Consider the following 17598-nt stretch of genomic DNA (forward strand, 5'->3'; position numbering starts at 1 on the left):
GCGCCTTGGTGGGCCGGCACGGAACGGCGGTCCGGGCGGCGCAGGGCCATGGGCCCGCCCGGCGCCTCCGCAAGCCGGCAAGGCCGGCTCCTCCGCTTCGCTGCGGCCCTTCGGGTGCGCAGCCGCCTCGTGAGGCGGTCCCCTTGTCCTGATCTGCCGCCCGCCCCGCCGTCCGGGGCCGGCCGCGGCGGATTTTGGTCAGGAAGGAACCGCACCGATGGACTTTCACCCTTCACCCCCGGCGCTTGTCCGCGAGCCTGCCGCGACTTTGCCGTCCCCGGCGGCGGCGCGAGCAAAAACGAAGAAAAGTAATGCCGGAAAGTTGCTCGCAGCATCGGCAAGCGCGCATGGGCGCGCGGCGGGGCGCCGCCGCGACGTCGGCGCGGGAGCCGTGCGGGTGTCGCTCTACGACGAGGTGACAGCGCGGATTGTCGGCGAACTCGAGGCGGGACGCGTGCCATGGGTCAGACCGTGGGACGCCGCCGCTTTCGCGCCGGGGCTGCCGCAAAATGCCGACAGCGGGCGAAGCTATTCGGGGATCAATATCCTGATTCTCTGGGGCGCGGCGGCGGAACGCGGCTTTTCTACGCAGCGCTGGCTGACCTTCCGTCAGGCGCTCGGCGCGGGCGGCGCGGTGCGCAAGGGCGAGAAGGGCACGACGATCTTCTACGCCGCGCGCTTCACGCCGAAAGGCGGGAGCGGCGACGACGGCGGCAGCGGCGCGGCGCGTGGTAAAGATGCCAGCGAAGGCGGCGAGGGCGAGCGCGCGATCCCCTTCCTCAAGCGCTTCACCGTCTTCAATGTCGATCAATGCGACGGCTTGCCGCCGCGCTGCGTCGAGGCCGCGCCGCCGCTGCCGCCGCGCGAACTGGTGCCCGTCGCCGAGGCGCTGATCGCCGCGACCGGCGCCGACTTCCGCGTCGGCGGGAACGAGGCCTATTATTCGCCTTCGCACGATTATGTCGCGGTGCCGCCGCAACAGGCGTTCGCGAACCAGATCGATTATTATCGCACCGCGCTTCACGAACTGGGGCACTGGACGGGCCATGGCTCGCGGCTCGGCCGCGACCAGACGGGCGCTTTCGCAAGCGCCGCCTATGGACGCGAGGAGCTTTGTGCCGAGCTTGCGAGCGCCTTTCTCTGCGCCGCGCTCGGCATCGTGCCGACCGTACGCCACGCCGACTATATCGGCGCGTGGCTCGCGATCATCCGCGCCGATACGCGCGCGATCTTCAGGGCCGCGAGCCTCGCGAGCAAGGCGGCGGACTATCTGCTCGCCTTCGCTCCGGCGGCGGCGGGCGTTGCCGCGCGCGGCGCGGATGCGGGGGAGGCGGACCAATGAGCCTCCTTCCCTACAGCCTCGTTTTCGCGCTCAACGCGAACGGCGTAACCAGCCGCATCCACGCCGCGCGCGGCGAAAGTTTCGACCCGTGGCCGGTGGTGAAGCTGTTCAATCCCGTCGGCGCCGCGACTTGGATCGCGACCGAGTTCGCCGAAGACGGCGACACGCTTTTCGGGCTTGCCGACCTCGGCTTCGGCTGTCCCGAACTCGGCTATTTCTCGCTGCGCGAAATCCGCAGCGTTCGGCTTCCCTTCGGCCTCGTGATCGAGCGCGACCTTTATTTCGATCCCTTGGGGCCGCTCTCGACATGGACCGACGAGGCGCGGCGCTACGGCTCGATAGTCGCAGCCGAGCGCGTGATGCGCCGCCGCAAATCCGACCGGCTTCTGCCCGATCCGCCCCCGAGCCCCGAAGGGGACAGGGAGAATGAGGGCAGCTGACGCGGCGGCGCGTTTTCGCCGTCAACCTAGCCGGTCCGCCCAATCGCGAAACCCGACGGACCGGCGCTCACTAGGAGCAAGTCACATGAAACTCGAATTTATCCCGCTCGACAAGCTGTCTCTGGACCCCGCGAACATGCGGGCCAAGGGTCGCGACCCCGATGTCAGCGATATCCTGCCGAGCGTACGCAAGCGCGGGGTGCTGTTTTCGCTGCTCGTCCGTCCCGGCGCGGAGGAAGGGCATTACCGCGTTACGGCGGGGCGGCGCCGCTTCACCGCCGCCAACATCGTCGTCCGCGAGGGCGGTCCGGCGCGCCCTCTGCCGTGCGGCATCTTGGAAGAGGGCGACGACGCCGACGCCATCGAGGCGTCGCTGCTCGAAAATCTCGCAAGGGTTGCGCCCGACGAGGTCAGCCAGTGGGAGGCCTTCGTCAAGCTGGTCAGGGCGGGTCGCAGCATCGAGGAGATCGCGACCGACTTCGCCTTCGAGGTCCAGACGGTGAAGCGCATCCTCGCGCTCGGCAATCTGTTGCCGCGCATCCGCATACTCTTTCGCAATGCCGACATCGATCAGACGACGGTCAAGCAGCTAACTCTTGCTAGCAAGAGCCAGCAGACCGCTTGGCTGGCGCTGTTCGACGACAAGGACGCCTATTGCCCGACCGGTTTCCGGCTCAAGGATTGGCTGTTCGGCGGTCATGCGATCAAGGCCCACTATGCACTCTTCGACACCGAGGAGGCGAAGATCGGCATCATCGCCGACCTGTTCGGCGACGAGAAATTGATCGCCGATGCCGACGCCTTCTGGACGCGGCAGATGGCCGAGGTAGAGGCGCGGCGCACTGCCTATCTGGACGATGGCTGGAGCGACGTGATCGTGCAGGAATGCGGCCAGCGCTTCGACAGCTACGACTTCCGCCATACGCCGAAAGCCAAGGGCGGGCGCATTTATGTCGAGGTGCGCAAATCGGGCGAGGTGATCTTCCACGAAGGCTATGTCACCGAGAAGGAAGCCGCCGCGCGCGCCAAGAAGGAAGCCGGCGGGCAACCTGAAAAGGTCAGCCGCCCCGAGGTGACGAGCGCGATGAACGATTATATCAATCTTCATCGCCATGCCGCCGTGCGTGCCGAACTCGCGAAACATGGCGGGGTCGCACTCCGCGCGCTCGTCGCGCACGTCATCGCGAACGCCGACCATTTCACCATCGACACGCAATCCTATCGCTGCGGCAAGGACGCGGTGCAGGAAAGCGTCGAGACATGCGAGGCGGAGGTGCTTTTCGACCAACGCCGCCGTGCGGTGCTCGCGGTGCTCGGGTTCGACCCCGAGGATTTGACGGTGATGGGCAAGCGCTTCGAAAGCGGTCGCCGGTTCGCGCCGATCTTCGCGCGCTTGCTCGAATTGCCCGATCCGGTGGTGCTCGACATCGTCGCCATCGTCATGGGCGAAACGCTCCAGTCGGGAAGCGAGGCGGTCGAGCAGATCGGCTGTCATCTGGACGTCGACATGGCGAAATTATGGACCGCCGATGCGGCCTTTTGGGGCCTCATTCGCGACAAGGACGTGCTCGGCGAGATCGTCGCCGAAGTCGCGGGGGGCGAGGTCGCGGCGGCCAATGCGGGCGAAAAGGCGGGCGTGCTGAAAGGCATTGTCACCGACCATCTGGACGGAATCAACGGTCGCCCAAAGGTCGAGGGGTGGGTGCCGCGCTGGCTCAAATTCGAGCCATCGCCTTACACCGCGCGCGGCGGTGTCGGCAGCGTCAATGCCCGCGACCGGCTGCTCGATATCCTTGCCCGCGATGCGGAGGCGAAGGCAGAATGCGAGTCCGATGCGGCGGCAGAACCGCAATCGGCGGATGGCGAGTTTCAGCCGGTCTGGCCGAAAGTCGAAGCCATTCTCGCCAGCGCATGGCAGCCGGACGCCGATACGGAAGAAGGGAGCGACGCGGCGGACGATGCGCCGGTTCGCAATGAGGACGGCGAGGACGATGGCGAGGCAGAAGCGCCGCTCGCAGCCTGACAGGGAAGGGGCGGCGCCTCGCCGCCTCTTTTCGCTTGCAGGTGGTCGCCGAAACCCGTGCGCCGCCCCTGACGGGGCGGCGGGGTAGGGTGGAAAAGGCGCTCGCCGGTTCCTCGCGGGCCCGGCGCGCGCCTTTGCGTTTATTGCAGGTTGGTCGCGCGGCCGGCCTCCGGCGCCGCGCGATGTCTGTCAGGTGGGAACTACGTTTTCGGGCCGCCGCGCGATCAGGCGGCGCAGGAAATAGACGCGAAAAAGGTCGAGCAGCGCTTCGGCCGTCTCATTGTCATTGGCATGGGCGATGACCGCGAGCGAGCCGTCGGCGGCATGCTCATATTCGAAAGGATGAAGCCCCGAGAGGCGTAGCGCGGCAGGGTCGAGCCCATCGCGGCGCAGCGCCGCGAGCGCGTCGTCGTCGAGGGCGAGGCCAATCCAGATGCCCGCGCTGCGCGCCGCCATCATGACAGGATCGGCGCCCTCGGCTGCGATACTGAGGCTTGCCCGCCCGTTCACCTGGATTCCCCTTTCGTCCGATCGGGCTCCGAAATTGCACGAATGCGGCAGCACACTCCCGAATCGTTGCGCTTGAAGCTGCTCCTCCTGCCGCGAATTCGGGGTCTTGGCCAGCCCATATCCCTTGTCCGTGTGCCCTTCGCAGCAAGGCCGCCAAAGGCTCGTTTCTCCGCGACCGCGAGACGATCCCGGGGATCGGTAAGGCGGCGTTTGGCCCGGCGCGGCGGCAGCGCAACGGGCGCGGCCGCGCTATTTTCCCCGCCGGCTGCGCCGGCTCCTCGCGCCCGGCATGCGCCTTCAAAATAGCACGGCCGCGTCCGTCCTCCGCTTCGCTGCGGCCCTGCGGGTGCGCTCCCGCCTCCGGCGCCGGTCCCTTCGTCCGCCACGCCCCGGGAATGGTCCCGGCGGTGCAATCGAAGGAGACGACCAATGGCAGCCATCGGCTATGTGAACGGCAGCATCGACAAGGGTTTTGTCGGGCAGCTCAAGACCCTCACGATCCGCGCCAGCATCGAGGTGCGGACCAATCGCAGCAAGGCGGGCGAGACGCAGCCCGATTACCGGGTCTATTCGGACGGCGTCGAAATCGGCGCGGGATGGATCCGCACCGGCGAGGTTTCGGGCAAGGACTATGTGTCGCTGACCCTCGCCGCGCCCGAATTCGGACCGCGCCGGCTCTACTGCAATCTCGGCCGCGCTGCCGGTCAGGACGATGACGACAGCTACGCGCTGATCTGGAATCCGGCAGACTGATCGCCCGCACTTCCAGCCCCCGCATCGCCTGCGGCGCGGGGGCTTCTTTCCTGTTTTGCCGCAGCGGCTGGCCGCGGGGAGCGGCGGCCGCGCTGATATAGCGTACGCGGGAGAAGCGAGAAGAGGATGCGAATTCGGACGTCGCGCAGGGCCGGCAGGGTGGGGGCTCGTCTCGGAAAGTCCGAGTATGACGGGCGCCGCCGCGGCTGTGCAAGGCCGGCGGGTGCCCCCCAATTTTCTTCGAAAATCGGTTCCCCCCACCGCCGCTTCGCGGCGCCTCCGCTGCGCTCCGGCGGCCCTGACAGCCGCGCCGCCGCCCGTCTCTGGAAACTTGTTCCCGACTTGGGATCGCAAGTTTTTGAGGAGGAAATCATGGGCGCTTTGGCAATCGGAAAGACTTCGGATCATGTGTTCGAACGTATTGTTTCGGGTCTCGAATCGAGCTTTGGACGGAGTGCGGCAGAAGGGCTTGCGCGCCAGTTCATCGAGGCGGAAGGGGCCGATTTCTACTGGGAGGCGCGGATCGCGGAACGCTGGATCGGTGCTTATGAGCGGCTCGACGAGGAGGATGGCTGGGACTGGGGCGAGGCGCTCGACCGGGTGGCGGTCTTCGGACTTCTCGATGGTCGCTACTATGTTGCGGTCGTGCTTCTGGACCGGCGGGAGGGGGTCGAGGCTTTGCTCGGGGTCCGGCAATTCGAGCGACGCGAGGAGGCCGAGGGCGCGTTCGAGAGCACGCGCTGAGGCAGCGAATATCGCACGCGGGAGCGGCGCCGAACCGGCGCTGCTCCCTTTCTTTTCCTCGCCGTCGTAGGCCGCTCGAAGCGGCGTGCGCCTCATGATAGGATGGCGATATGGATGATCGTTCGCCTGAGAAAATCGCCGCGGGTCTCACGCCCGCACAGCGTGCTTTGCTTCTGTCCGGGCCTTCGAGCTTCAATGAGGCCGATGCACTTCCCCAAGGTCTGTTCGACGAGGATTGCCATTGGGATCGCGCGACCGGCGATGAGTGGTTCACCTGGGAAGCGACCGAGCTGGGCGAGGCGGTCAGGGCTTTGGTGGAGAGGGAGCGGTGAATGCCGCCGTATTTGGCGAGGACTTGGCGTTGCTTCCGACCAACGCGGCACCCGCACCCGATGAGAAACCTTGCGTCGTTCCCGCCAGCGGCGCGACCCTCGCTCCGGTCAAACGGAAGCGAAGGAGTCGTGTGATGGAATACTTTACCGGCCTCGATGTCTCGGTCGACGAAACCGCGATCTGTGTCGTTAGCGATGACGGCAAAGTGGCGTTCGAAACCGCCGTCGAAACCGATCCGGCTGCGATCGCCGAGGCGCTGCGACCGTATGCGGATCGCATGCGCCGCGTCGGCCACGAGGCCGGGTCGCTGTCGCCGTGGCTGCATACCGAGCTGCTCGCGGAAGGTGTTCCAGCGGTCTGCCTCGAAACGCGTCATGTGCGCGCGGCGCTGTCGGCGCAGCGCAACAAGACCGACGCTAATGATGCACTGGGTATCGCGCATATCATGCGGACCGGCTGGTTCCGCCAGGCGCACGTCAAGACGGACGCCTGCTATCGCATCCGCTTGCTGCTCGTTCAGCGCCGCAATCTGAAGCGCAAGTTCCTCGACCTCGAAAATGCCATCCGTCACTCGCTGAAGGTGTTCGGAATCCGGCTCGGCAAAGTCGGCCGCGGCGCCATTGAGAAGGTCGTGCGCGAGTCTGTTGCTGGCGACGCGATGACCGCTGGACTGATGGACTGCATGCTTCGGGCGCGCGCGGCGCTGTGGGCTGAGTATCTGACGCTGCACAAGCTGGTCGTGCAGATCGCCATGCGCGACGAGCTGTGTCGACGGTTCATGGCAATCCCCGGCGTCGGTCCCGTCACCGCTCTCAGCTTCAGCAGCGCGATCGACGATCCGCAGCGGTTCCGCCGCTCGCGCAATGTCGCGGCCTACTTCGGGCTGACGTCGAAGCGATGGCAGTCGGGTACGTCGATCGATGTCCACGGTCGCATCAGCAAGGCAGGCGATCCCGATGTGCGCCGCGCGCTCTATGAAGCAGCGTCGGCGATGCTCACGCGGTTCAAGGGCCGCGACGTGATCAAGACATGGGGGCTGAAGCTCGCGAAGACCAAGTGTCATGCGAAAGCCCGCGTTGCGGTCGCGCGTAAACTTGCGATCGTGATGCACGCGATGTGGCGCGACGGCACCTTTTACATCGGCGATCCAGACACGTCCGCGCAGGACAACGACGCATCGAACGCAGCGAAGCTGCGGCGGCTCAGCCGCGCGAACTCATGAACATCCACCGCCCCATCGACTGCCGGTTGACGGTGCAACGAGCTTAGGAGGTCCGCGCGAGCGGCAGAGGAATGATACAGACCTGGAAAACGGGAAGCACGATATCTTGCCTGTGGCCGCACCGCGCGGACCACGCCGGAGTGCCTGTGATGCTGCCCCGTAAATCCGATTGCGACATGTGCCGCGACGGCGCCAACACCGCGAACGTGCGGTTCCAACATCCCGTCGATGAGCCCGGAAGAGTGCACGGCGTATCAGACCCTCGTCACATCGCAGATCTTGAAAGCCTGTCGTCGAATAGGGGCCGATTACTTGCTATAAGGGAGAGATGGAGATGGCGAAAACTTCGAAAATCAGGGAGCCAAATAAGAGGGCAAGATAGAAGCAATATCTCGCGATATTGTAACTTATTGTCTGCACATCCTTTTTTTGCCGATTTCGCGAGACACGCTCTTCCGCCGCGAGACTCGCTGCGCCGATCGCGCGGATTTCCGTGCCTCTCGCGCCGCAAACGCGAGACTCCTTGTCAAATCCGGCGGAATTGCCAATCTATTCGTGGGGAGCGTCGTTCCATCCGGAAGGACGCGATATGGACGACGATGAATTCACCCCGCGGCTCGGGCGCATGCGCAGCCGCGGCAAGGAAGCCCGCTACATCGGCCTCGTGATCAAGGCGGCGCGGCGCGCGGGCAAAAGCACCGGCAGGCGCGGCCAGTTCGACGGCAGCCGGATCGGCCGCGGCGCGAGCCTTGCGCGCGTCCTGCGCGGGCAGGGCAGGCATGCCGCGCTCCGGTCGCGCCGGGTCATCGTGAAATTTCGCCCCGTCGCGCTCGCTGGCAAGGGGCTCGGCGGCGCCAGGGCGCACCTCTCCTATATCCAGCGCGACGGCGTGACGCGCGAAGGCCTGCCGGGCGAACTCTATTCCGCCGATCTCGATATTGCCGATGGCAAGTCGTTCCTCACCCGCTGCGGTCAGGATCGGCATCAGTTTAGGATGATCGTCGCGCCCGAGGACGGCGATCAATTTGGCGACCTCAAATCCTACGTCCGCCGGCTCATGACCGAGATGGAAAAAGATCTCGGCACGAAGCTCGACTGGGTCGCCGTCGATCATTTCAACACCGGCCATCCGCACAGCCATGTCATGCTGCGCGGCAAGAACGATCGCGGCGCCGATCTCGTCATCGCGCGCGAGTATATTTCGCACGGCGCCCGCGAGCGCGCGATAGCTATCGCTACGCTCGACTTGGGGCCGCGGACCGACCTCGAAATCGAACAGCGCCAGCGCGCCGATACGGAGGCTGAAAGGCTGACCCCGATCGATCGTCGACTCCTTCGCGACATGAGCGATTTCGGCCTCGTCACGGCTCGGAATCCCGATCCGTTTCAGCAATCCCTGCGGACGGGGCGTTTGCAGAAGCTCGCACGGCTGGGTCTCGCCACGCATCTCGGCGGCGACAACTGGCGTCTCGAACCGGGCGTCGCCGATACGCTGCGACGCATGGGGGAGCGCGGCGATATCATCCGCACGATGCAACGCGAACTCGGCGCCAGAAATGTCGAACGCGCGAGCAACGATCGCCTGATCTTCGATCCCGCGGCCGGGGAGGGGACCCGGCTCGTGGGGCGCGTCATCATGCGCGGTCTCGCCGACGAACATGGCGACCGCCATTATCTGCTCATCGATGGGGTCGATGGCCGCGTCCATTATGCCGACATCGGTGTCGGCGAAACCACCGACCCCACCCCCGAAGGCGCGATCGTCAGAATTGCGCCGCGCGGCGGGGGCGTGCGCGCCGTCGACAGGACCGTCGTCGAGGTCGCCGCGGCGAATGACGGGCGCTACTCGGTCGACGCCCATCTGCGCCACGATCCAGCGGCGCAGCAGGCATTCGCCGAAACCCATGTTCGCCGGCTTGAGGCAATGCGCAAGATCATGCATAGCGTCGAGCGTGAACCCGACGGGACATGGATGATATCGCCCGATCATCTCGCCAAGGTCGAGGCGTTCGAAAGGCGGCAGCTGCGAAGCCGGCCGGTAAACATCGAAATCCTCTCGGCCGAGCCGATCGGAAAATTGCCCGCGATCGACGCCGCAACGTGGATCGATCGCGAGCTCGTGGCCGCCACTCCGATATCGCTCCGCGATGCCGGTTTCGGGCGCGAGGTCAGAGCCGCGCAGGCGCTCCGCCGCCAGTGGCTTATCTCCCAGGAGTTGGCGGACGAGCGGGGCGAGCAAATTACCTATCGCCGCGGTATGCTCGCGGCGCTCCAGCGGCGCGAGTTGCTGCGCGTCGCCGGGCAGATTTCGGACGAGCTCGGCAAGCCTTTCAGGGACGCAAAGTCTGGCGACCGGATCGAGGGGCGTCTGGTGCGCTCCGTGGAGATGGCGAGCGGGCGGCACGCGCTGGTCGAACGGTCGCGGGATTTCACCTTGGTGCCGTGGCGGCCGGTGCTCGATCGGCAGGTAGGAAAGCCGGTTGCGGGCATCATGCGTGACGGCGGAATTAATTGGACGTTGGGGCAGCAGCGTAGCGGCCCCTCCATATCGTGACGGACGACGGCCTCCCACTCGACCGCTGACCAGCATTTCTCAATCGCATTGGCGCAGTCGTTACCCCTTGCCAAACAGCGCGATATTGCCGAAGATTCATCACCATGCGCACCGATCTCGATCATCTTCCTGCGACTAAGCAGCGTGAACTCGAACGCGTGGTCGAGATCATTTTCGATGAGTTCGGGCAGGCGACCGAGAATGCGACGGGACCGCGCAGGGGTGCGCGTATCCTCAAGATCATATTGTTCGGCAGTCACGCACGCGGCGACTGGGTCGATGCGCCGCTGTCGGCGAACCAGTATAAATCCGACTATGACATTCTCATCATCGTCAGCCAGAAGGAGCTGACCGACCGCGCCGCTTATTGGGCGAAGGCCGAGGAACGATTGATCCGGGCGTACACGATCGAGAAGACGTTTCGGACCCCGGTGAACTTCATCGTTCACAGCATGCATGAAGTGAACGAAGGCCTTTCGCACGGGCGCGTGTTCTTCATGGAGGTCGGGAAGGATGGGGTCGCCCTTTATGAAGCCGACGACCGCGAGCTGGCGACGCCAAAGCCAAAGACGCCGAGGCAGGCGCTGGAAGCGGCGAAGGAATATTTCGAGGACGGTTTCCCTTCGGCGATGAAACGGTTCGAGATTGCCAAGTTTGATGTTGAACGTGGTTTCTTGAAGGATGCCGCGTTCGACATGCATCAGACGGTAGAACGGCTATATTCATGCCTACTGCTAACGCTCACCTACTATACGCCTTACAATCACAATATCGCGTTCCTGCGCTCACTCGCCGAAGGACTGGACCGCAGGCTTTACGGCGTCTGGCCCGAAAGCAATCGTCGCGAACGCGCGATGTTCCAGAAATTGAAGGAAGCCTACACCAAGGCACGCTACTCGAAACATTACCAGGTCAGCGAGGATGAGCTGACGTGGCTCGGTGCGCGCATCGAGGAACTCGGTCGCGTAGTCCATCAAGTTTGCGCGGACAAGATTGCCGAACTTGAGGAAGCCGCTGCCGTGAAATAGGTGCGGCAGTTGGATGGCTTGCCGGGAATCCGCATTGCTGGCATAATCCAATGTACGGGATGGAGTGACTGGCGGCCATCCTGAGGATTGTCCTGCCAGGCATCATGTAGGTCCGGCTGCGCGTCGGACGGTTGCTGAAAGCCGCCTCGTCGGCTCGCAGCGGACACCGCTTGCACATCCGCGCATGACTGCGCGGACCGCCGCGGTGCGAGCTGCAATTGTATACCCCAAGTACGAACGACGTTTACGCGCGCGAAGTTGTGATGGCGCGCGTCGGCCACCTGATCCGCCGCAAGCAGCACGAGATCGAACGGATCACGCGCATTCTGCGCGCCTTCTTCGATCCCGAACAGGTTCAGTCCCCCAAACCCGGCCGCATCAAACGGATCATTCTGATCGGTCCCTATGCGCGCCGATCCTGGTACGAAGACAAGCACACGATCGACTTCTCCGACTACGAGTTCTGGGTCGTCGTCAATCATCCCCTATTTGCCGACGAGCAATGTTGGCGACGCGCCTGCGATATTGTCCACCGGGAACTCGGCGACCGCTGCGCCCTCGATATCGAGATATATTCGAAGTCCGACATCCGGATCGCCGCGGCCGAACGAGATACCTTCATTCTCGATCGGATCGAGGCAGGCATCACGCTCTACCGCGCTTCACGGGATGCGCCGCTAACGTCGCGTGGAGTCGGGGAGCCCTCATCATGATGGCCCCGGACTCCGCCTCTTTTGAGGCTTTCTATCGGTCCCAGAACGGACCATTGTTCCATTTCTTCAGGCGCCGGGCGGGTCGTGACGCGGCGGCCGACCTTGTGCACGAAGTTTTCGCAAGGATGCTATGCGCCGATGCGTTTGCACGCCTGCAAAACCCTCGCGCCTACATGTTTACCGCCGCCCGCAACCTCCTGATGGAACGATCACGTCGGGAAGCATGCAACGTAGCCATGCTACCCGCGCTTGACGAAGAACGCGACGCGCCGGTTTGCGCCCAACAGGAATGGTCAATTGAGGCCGCTGATCTGCGGCGAACTTTGCGGCGGACCATACTTGCAATGCCGCGAAGAACTCGTCGCATCTTCCTGATGCATCGGCTGCGAAGCCAAACCTATAGGGAAATTTCAAACGAGGTCGGCATCGGGGAGCAGGGCGTTGAGTATCATATGATGCGCGCCCTTGCTCACTGCCGCACGGCGGTGGCGTCTCTTCATTAAGCAGTTTCCGTAGCGCAATTTGATATCGCACCATCAGCCCGAAAGGAGGCTCTCGTCGCGCCGAACTTTCGACTTTTACAGATGCCGATGATTGAGGGCTATTTTTGGTCGTGGGCAGTCCTGAACTGCGCACTCACCGTGTAGTTGCAAAGGATACCACGTGTTGCACTGCAGCATCACTCCAATACATTCGTCGATAGATTCGTTTATTCCCTGTGGCGACTCGCTGGCGGCACGCTATGGCCCGCAACGCGACCCGATGAAGGGGCTCCTTCATCACAAACCTGGCGGCCTTTCAGGCCGCCTTTTTTGTCGTCGGGTTAGCGCCTCATGTCGGTAGTTGTAACCTCGACGGACCTGCGCCCATAAGCGGTCATTTGGATCGTTAAACTGTCGAAGGTGGTTGCTGATGTATTTACGCCTTTTTCGTAACGACGCGATGCCCCGCGAGGGTTAGCCCCTTTTCTGAGAGCACGGTCTCCCAGCCCTCGCGCGTGCCGATGCTTGACGGATTTGCATAAAGACCGTGACTTTCCTCCTGCCGCGTGAGCCGGGCAAACTTTGCGTAAGAGGGGTGGCCGGGCTCGAGAAAAGTCTCTTTACGATGGAGGATCGGCGGATTGCTCCAGCTGTCGTATCGGCGATCGCGGATCTGGAATGTCTGCAGCCGGACCGAGGTCGAGGCGGCGAGGGCAGGGTGAGGGTCTTTGTCGAATGCCGGATAGGTCAGGAACGATACCCGCGGCTCGCCGCGCGCGAGCTTCACGATATTGCTGTCCTCAATAGCCCCGAGATAGTGGCGTGCGCAGCCTTCGTAGAGCCGGAGCGTGAGCGATACTGCCGGGAGGGCGCTGATGTGAAGATACAGAGCGTTCGGCAGGAGCTTGCCGATTCTGCTTGCCGCAAGTTCCGCGTCGCGCGCAGCAGCATCGCCCATGGTCAAGAGCGCCCGGTCGGCCTCGGCGCATGCGCGTTTATAGGTACCGAAGAAGGCTTTTACGTCGCGCTGCAAGGACAGGTGCAGCTGATGAAAGTCGGGCCTGCCGTCGAAACGCGATAGCGCTACGAATAGCAGAAGGTCCTCCGCCCGGGCCCGCTGCGCCGCCTCGAGGCTGTCGGCGGGAACCGCGTTGCGAAGCGCGCGCATGCCGCGGTCCATGGTCCCGATTGCTTGGAGAAACCGCTCATGATCCGGCCATTCCTCGGGGCCGGGCGGTCTGCCGCGATCGGCGACGAAGAGGGAGAGGCTGTCGAACAGATCCTGGTTTGCGGTCACCATCTCGTCCAGCCTCGATAGGCGCGGACGTTGCGATGCGCGCCGGTACCGGGCTGCGAGAAAATTGCTGCGGTCCGCAGTTTCCCGGAAGACATAGAAAATTCCCGGGGCGGCCGCGACCGGGGAGACGCCGAGGGTCGCCTCGACCCATGTTTTGAGTTCACCCTGCTCATAGAATTTCTGGAAGGTTCCGCGCTGTGTCACCACCCCGTCGGCGAAGTCGCCGACCGGCTTCGTGTCCGATAGTTCTCCGCGTAGCCGTGCCGAGACCACGAGCCGCTTGCGGGCGAGCGCCCACGCGCGCTGCAGCACCTCGGCCCGCTCCGGGGGAGATTCCACGACATTCACCACGTAGCCGAGATTGACGACATCCGCCGGGCGCGGGACGATATCGGGCGAATGGGCCGGGTCCCATCCCGCGCATTGGAAACCCATGCGCGCTAGAAGCCGGACGTCGCCGCCGCGCCCGCAGCCATAGTCAAACAGGCTCTCGCCCGCCGACAGGAGGCCGTCGGCTATCAAGAGGCGTATAGGCCTCGAAAGGTCGTGCCTATGGAGGGCTGTCAGGTGGCGATCGAACTCCAACCCACTTCTCCGCTATCCGGCAAACAGGGTCTCAGGCCGCGAGGGCGATCTCTCCCTTTATCGCGTCGCGAAGCTCCTTGGCGAACTCCGTCCGCGCGAGCACCCTCAGCAGATGGCCTTCGACGGCACTGCTCGCATGTCCGCGCACCTTGGTGAGCAGCTGTTTGCCGTCGGCGAGGCGGCGATGCCGCAGGTCTTTCGTGAGCCCCGGCGGAGGGGTCGCCGCGACGCGCTGGCGCATTGCGCGCGTGATCGCGAACAACTCCTGGAGGAATGTCGCCCAGTCGAGTTTCAACTGGACGGTCACGACCTCCTTCATTCCGGTCAAGGTTTCCCGCAAACCGAGGTCCTTGCTGAAAATCCTTGTATTCGCGACATGCACGCATTCGCCGCGGCTCTGAAAATGGAGCGAAGCATATTTGAACATCGCGGCGGCGAGAAAACGGCTCGTGAGGGTTTCCAGCCTTTTCTGGATGCTTGCGGCATCGTCGTCGGCGAGCTGGGCGGCGGGTTTGTGCAGGGCGATCGTGGGTGCCACCTCGCAATAGCTCAGAATGAGATTTTCCATCTCGTGCGCGGCGACGAAGATGATGCCGTCAAGATCGGGCTTGTCGATGCTGAAAAGAAGATCGTCGCACTCGACGAGCTTGATTGCGGCTCCGCATGTCGCGGCGGCTTCGCCGTCGAGAAAGCCGAACACCCTCTTGTTGCGTTTTCGTTCTTCTTCCACCCGCTTGAGCACGGCGTTGGCGCCCGTGCCCGTGGGCGGAACCTGGAAATCATGGTCGATCAGGAAGTCGTTGCCGACAATCATGCGATAGGCTGCCCGGTCGCCGGGCCCCTCGACATACAGCGTATATTTGTTGTTGAAGCGATTGATCAGCTCCGAGGAGTCACCCATTGAAGTGATGTCGGGCATCAGTTCATGTCCTCCTCAATCAGGAACCCTCCGCGAACGATCCCTGGTTCGGCAACATCGTCCTTGTAGGTTTCCATCAAGGCCATGCTGTGGGTCGTGAAAATCGTCATCAGTCCCGGGGCCTGGGCGAACAGGTCTTTCAACGACGAATAGAGGCGCTGCGCCCAGCGCGGGTGAAGATGGTTTTCGACCTCGTCGATCAGCAATATCGTGCTCGCGGTCATGTGACAGAGCGTCCGCGCGTAGAGCTGCAACAGCGAGCGCTCGCCGTGGCTGAGGCCGAGCAGCGAATGTTCGCCGGTCCGCGTCGAGATATAGCTTGCGAGGTCCTGACGCCGCGGACGGCGTAGCACCTTCCCGGGCGTGTCGACAAACAACTGCTGGTTCAGAAAGTTGATCAGATCGTCGACGCGGTCGTCACCGACCCATTCTAGCCAGACGAGAAGATTGTCGATCGATTGCGCCCATTCGGGCCCGTCCGATGCGAAAATCTGTGCGGGCTGATAACCCCAGCCGGCAGGTTTCATCACCGCGCGCTCGTCCAGCGGGGCAACGATCCGGCGATCGGCCGTAAAATAGAGGACTGTCGGCATCGTCTGCGAGGCTCCGTAGAGCTGCGACGGATCGATGCGGCGCTGCGCCCGTATCGCGCGAAAGAGTTCGAGGCCGAAGTCGGAAGTCGGCTCGATCGGTTGTGCCTCGCCGGTCACAGCACTGACAACCAGCCGTTCCCAGCTTTGTGCATTGCCGGCCGCGATGACCTCTTCGTCCGACCATGCCTCCAGCGGCTCGCGGCTCCCGGTCCAGATCGAGAGCACGCAGCTTTTCTTCCCGCCGCGGTCACGCCATCCGACTCTGATGTCGATTTGCGCGCGCTCGCCGGTGGCACGCGGTGTGGCGAAGCGTCCGGTCGGCGGATCAGCCATCAGGCCAAAGAGGCCGTATATCGCCTCGAGCGCCGTCGTCTTGCCGCGACCATTTTTCGCAAGCAGCATATAGATGTTGGCAGGCTTCGGATCGCCATTCTCGTCGGGTCCCCGAAAATTGAAGGTCTCGGGGCCTTGCCGGAACGGTCCGATCTGGTCGAGGATCAGCCGCAGCGGCTGCCACGCTTCGATCTCAATGTCATACAGCGGCTCCGCCGCTTCGATATTGATGTCGGCCATCAGCCGGCCACTCCTTGTTGAATATCGCGTGAGGTGACGCGGCAACCATGCGCGCGCTCGGTCGACCGGCCGGCGAACCGGATAAGCATGTCGCCCTTCATGAGGAGCGATTCCGCGCCGCCCTCATCGAGGATGATGCGCGATTCTGCCGCCTTCTGCACAGTCAGTGCGACGCGGCTCGGAATATTGGAGCGGAGTAGCCCAGGGAAGGTTGCCGCTTCCGGTCGCTGCGTCGCAAGGACTAAGTGAATGCCCGTCGACCGGGCTTTTTGAGCGAGCCGGATCAGTGGGACTTCGACCTCGCGCCGCGTCATGAACAGGTCGCCAAGCTCGTCGATCACGACCACGACACGGCGCATCTCAGCGTTGCGCTCATTGGCTTCGTCAATATTGCGGGCATCGAGAGCGCGGAGCCGTTCCTGGCGCATGTTCATCTCTTCCACGAGATCCTCCAGCACAGTGAGCGCCGACTCAGGCGTGGTGATGGGCTCCTTGTATCTAAGGTGCCGGTTGCCGGTGTAGGGTGTGAACTCGACCGCCTTCGGGTCGATCAACACCAGTTCCGGCGGCGTCGGTCCTTCGAGAAGCGATAGGAGAAGAGCATGGAGGCACATGCTCTTGCCGCTTCCCGTCGTTCCCCCGATGAAGAGATGCGGCGCTTCGGCAAGATCGAATAGCAGCGGATCGCCGAGTACGTCGGTGCCGAAGCAAAGCGGGAGCCGGAAATCCTCGGCGTCCGCCGATTTAAGAATGTCGCGCACATCCTGCCAGTCGACCATGCGCCAGCTCGATGCGGGGCGCGGCACCGACAGGAAGACGCGCCGTTCACCGCGCGCGAGCGACGAGGTGACGGCATTCTCTCCCCAGCCCAGCGCGAAACCGATCTTGCTGAGGCTTCGCCGCAGCCGGTCGAGGTCGTCGAGCGTTTCGAGCTCGAGCGTGAACCGCGTGATGCGCGGGCCGTCGCGCGATTCGATGAGCTTTGCTCCCACGCCGACCTGGCCGAGGATCCGCACGACTCGATCGCCGAGCTCGGCTGCGTCGTCGGCCGACGCAGGCGTTTGGCCGAATTCGAACAGCATCTCGCGCAGGAGATAATCGGCAAAATCGTCCGAAGGGCGCCATTGGCTCGTGATCTCGTGCACGCCGCGCCGCACATGCGCCTGCAGGAGCCGGTGGAACTCCTCCTCGTCTTGGAACAGGTCGCGCCCCGCGTAAACCGACAGCAGCGCGCGATAGACGTCGGTGAAGTCGTCGGCTTCGTCATTTCCTTCGCCGGTCAGCTGTTTCGAGTGAAGTTCTACGCCTTCGGGCTGCTGGCTGAGTACCTTGTAATCCTCGGCGCGTGGCGCTTCCGCGATTTGAAGCGAGCGTGCCAAGCCGATGCGTGCTGCGCGCCATTGGTCGCGCCGCTGATGCAAGCCCTGACGGAGAATATCGGCAACCAGCTCGCGTTCCGACGGGGAGAGATAGACTCTGTCGACCAC

The 17598-nt window shown here is 63.8% G+C and carries 16 protein-coding genes; 11 read left to right on the forward strand and 5 right to left on the reverse strand.

Annotation, left to right across the window (positions count from 1 at the left end; genetic code table 11):
- Positions 1 to 322 precede the first annotated feature (322 nt).
- The 3 genes from VJ811_RS09995 to VJ811_RS10005 all read left to right on the forward strand — a co-directional run bounded on the left by VJ811_RS09995 (position 323) and on the right by VJ811_RS10005 (position 3805).
- Positions 323 to 1342: an ArdC family protein gene (locus VJ811_RS09995; protein ID WP_414711934.1), complete on the forward strand. Its 1020-nt coding sequence runs from the start codon at positions 323 to 325 to the stop codon at positions 1340 to 1342.
- The gene (locus tag VJ811_RS10000; RefSeq protein ID WP_324072124.1) at positions 1339 to 1782 is read left to right on the forward strand and encodes a DUF2958 domain-containing protein; all 444 of its coding nucleotides are present in this window, start codon (positions 1339 to 1341) and stop codon (positions 1780 to 1782) included. The genes VJ811_RS09995 and VJ811_RS10000 overlap by 4 nt, the downstream gene beginning before the upstream one ends.
- Before the next feature lie 85 nt (positions 1783 to 1867).
- Entirely contained in the window at positions 1868 to 3805 is a 1938-nt protein-coding gene (locus VJ811_RS10005) for a ParB/RepB/Spo0J family partition protein (protein ID WP_324072125.1), read from the forward strand.
- A gap of 189 nt (positions 3806 to 3994) precedes the next feature.
- Here the strand turns inward: VJ811_RS10005 and VJ811_RS10010 are convergent, their stop codons facing one another.
- Positions 3995 to 4315 carry a hypothetical protein gene (locus tag VJ811_RS10010; RefSeq protein ID WP_324072126.1) on the reverse strand — a complete coding sequence of 107 codons (321 nt, stop codon included), beginning with the start codon at positions 4313 to 4315 and terminating at the stop codon, positions 3995 to 3997.
- Positions 4316 to 4744: 429 nt separating this feature from the next.
- On the opposite strand from VJ811_RS10010, the gene VJ811_RS10015 reads away from it, so the two are divergent.
- The 8 genes from VJ811_RS10015 (at position 4745) to VJ811_RS10050 (ending at position 12165) form a co-directional block, all read left to right on the forward strand.
- On the forward strand, positions 4745 to 5068 hold the full coding sequence (locus VJ811_RS10015; protein WP_324072127.1) for a DUF736 domain-containing protein: 324 nt from the start codon (positions 4745 to 4747) through the stop codon (positions 5066 to 5068).
- A 372-nt stretch (positions 5069 to 5440) separates the two neighbouring features.
- A complete protein-coding gene (locus VJ811_RS10020; RefSeq protein ID WP_324072128.1) occupies positions 5441 to 5812 on the forward strand; it encodes a hypothetical protein in 372 nt (123 codons plus the stop codon).
- A gap of 110 nt (positions 5813 to 5922) precedes the next feature.
- Complete coding sequence (locus tag VJ811_RS10025; protein WP_324072129.1) at positions 5923 to 6144, forward strand: hypothetical protein; 222 nt, start codon at positions 5923 to 5925, stop codon at positions 6142 to 6144.
- Between the two features lie 134 nt (positions 6145 to 6278).
- On the forward strand, positions 6279 to 7367 hold the full coding sequence (locus tag VJ811_RS10030) for an IS110 family transposase (protein WP_324072130.1): 1089 nt from the start codon (positions 6279 to 6281) through the stop codon (positions 7365 to 7367).
- A 589-nt stretch (positions 7368 to 7956) separates the two neighbouring features.
- Positions 7957 to 9921 carry a relaxase/mobilization nuclease RlxS gene (rlxS, locus tag VJ811_RS10035; RefSeq protein WP_324072131.1) on the forward strand — a complete coding sequence of 655 codons (1965 nt, stop codon included), beginning with the start codon at positions 7957 to 7959 and terminating at the stop codon, positions 9919 to 9921.
- A gap of 104 nt (positions 9922 to 10025) precedes the next feature.
- A complete protein-coding gene (locus VJ811_RS10040; RefSeq protein ID WP_324072132.1) occupies positions 10026 to 10949 on the forward strand; it encodes a nucleotidyltransferase and HEPN domain-containing protein in 924 nt (307 codons plus the stop codon).
- A 263-nt stretch (positions 10950 to 11212) separates the two neighbouring features.
- Positions 11213 to 11662: a hypothetical protein gene (locus VJ811_RS10045; protein WP_324072133.1), complete on the forward strand. Its 450-nt coding sequence runs from the start codon at positions 11213 to 11215 to the stop codon at positions 11660 to 11662.
- Complete coding sequence (locus tag VJ811_RS10050; RefSeq protein WP_324072134.1) at positions 11659 to 12165, forward strand: RNA polymerase sigma factor; 507 nt, start codon at positions 11659 to 11661, stop codon at positions 12163 to 12165. The genes VJ811_RS10045 and VJ811_RS10050 overlap by 4 nt, the downstream gene beginning before the upstream one ends.
- Before the next feature lie 415 nt (positions 12166 to 12580).
- Here VJ811_RS10050 and VJ811_RS10055 read toward each other — a convergent pair whose 3' ends face one another.
- Genes VJ811_RS10055 through VJ811_RS10070 form a run of 4 tightly spaced genes read right to left on the reverse strand, consistent with a single transcriptional unit; the run spans position 12581 to position 17598 of the window.
- Positions 12581 to 14026 (reverse strand): DNA phosphorothioation-associated putative methyltransferase, encoded by a 1446-nt coding sequence (locus tag VJ811_RS10055; RefSeq protein WP_324072135.1) that lies wholly within the window; start codon positions 14024 to 14026, stop codon positions 12581 to 12583.
- Between the two features lie 31 nt (positions 14027 to 14057).
- A complete protein-coding gene (locus VJ811_RS10060) occupies positions 14058 to 14927 on the reverse strand; it encodes a hypothetical protein (protein ID WP_324072136.1) in 870 nt (289 codons plus the stop codon).
- 17 nt (positions 14928 to 14944) lie between these two features.
- Positions 14945 to 16111, reverse strand: a complete 1167-nt coding sequence (locus VJ811_RS10065) for an AAA family ATPase (RefSeq protein WP_324072137.1) — start codon at positions 16109 to 16111, stop codon at positions 14945 to 14947.
- Positions 16111 to 17598 (reverse strand): FtsK/SpoIIIE domain-containing protein, encoded by a 1488-nt coding sequence (locus VJ811_RS10070; RefSeq protein ID WP_324072138.1) that lies wholly within the window; start codon positions 17596 to 17598, stop codon positions 16111 to 16113. Before VJ811_RS10070 ends, VJ811_RS10065 begins: the two co-directional genes overlap by 1 nt.

The sequence above is a fragment of the Sphingopyxis sp. genome (assembly GCF_035250425.1).
Lineage (GTDB): Bacteria > Pseudomonadota > Alphaproteobacteria > Sphingomonadales > Sphingomonadaceae > Sphingopyxis.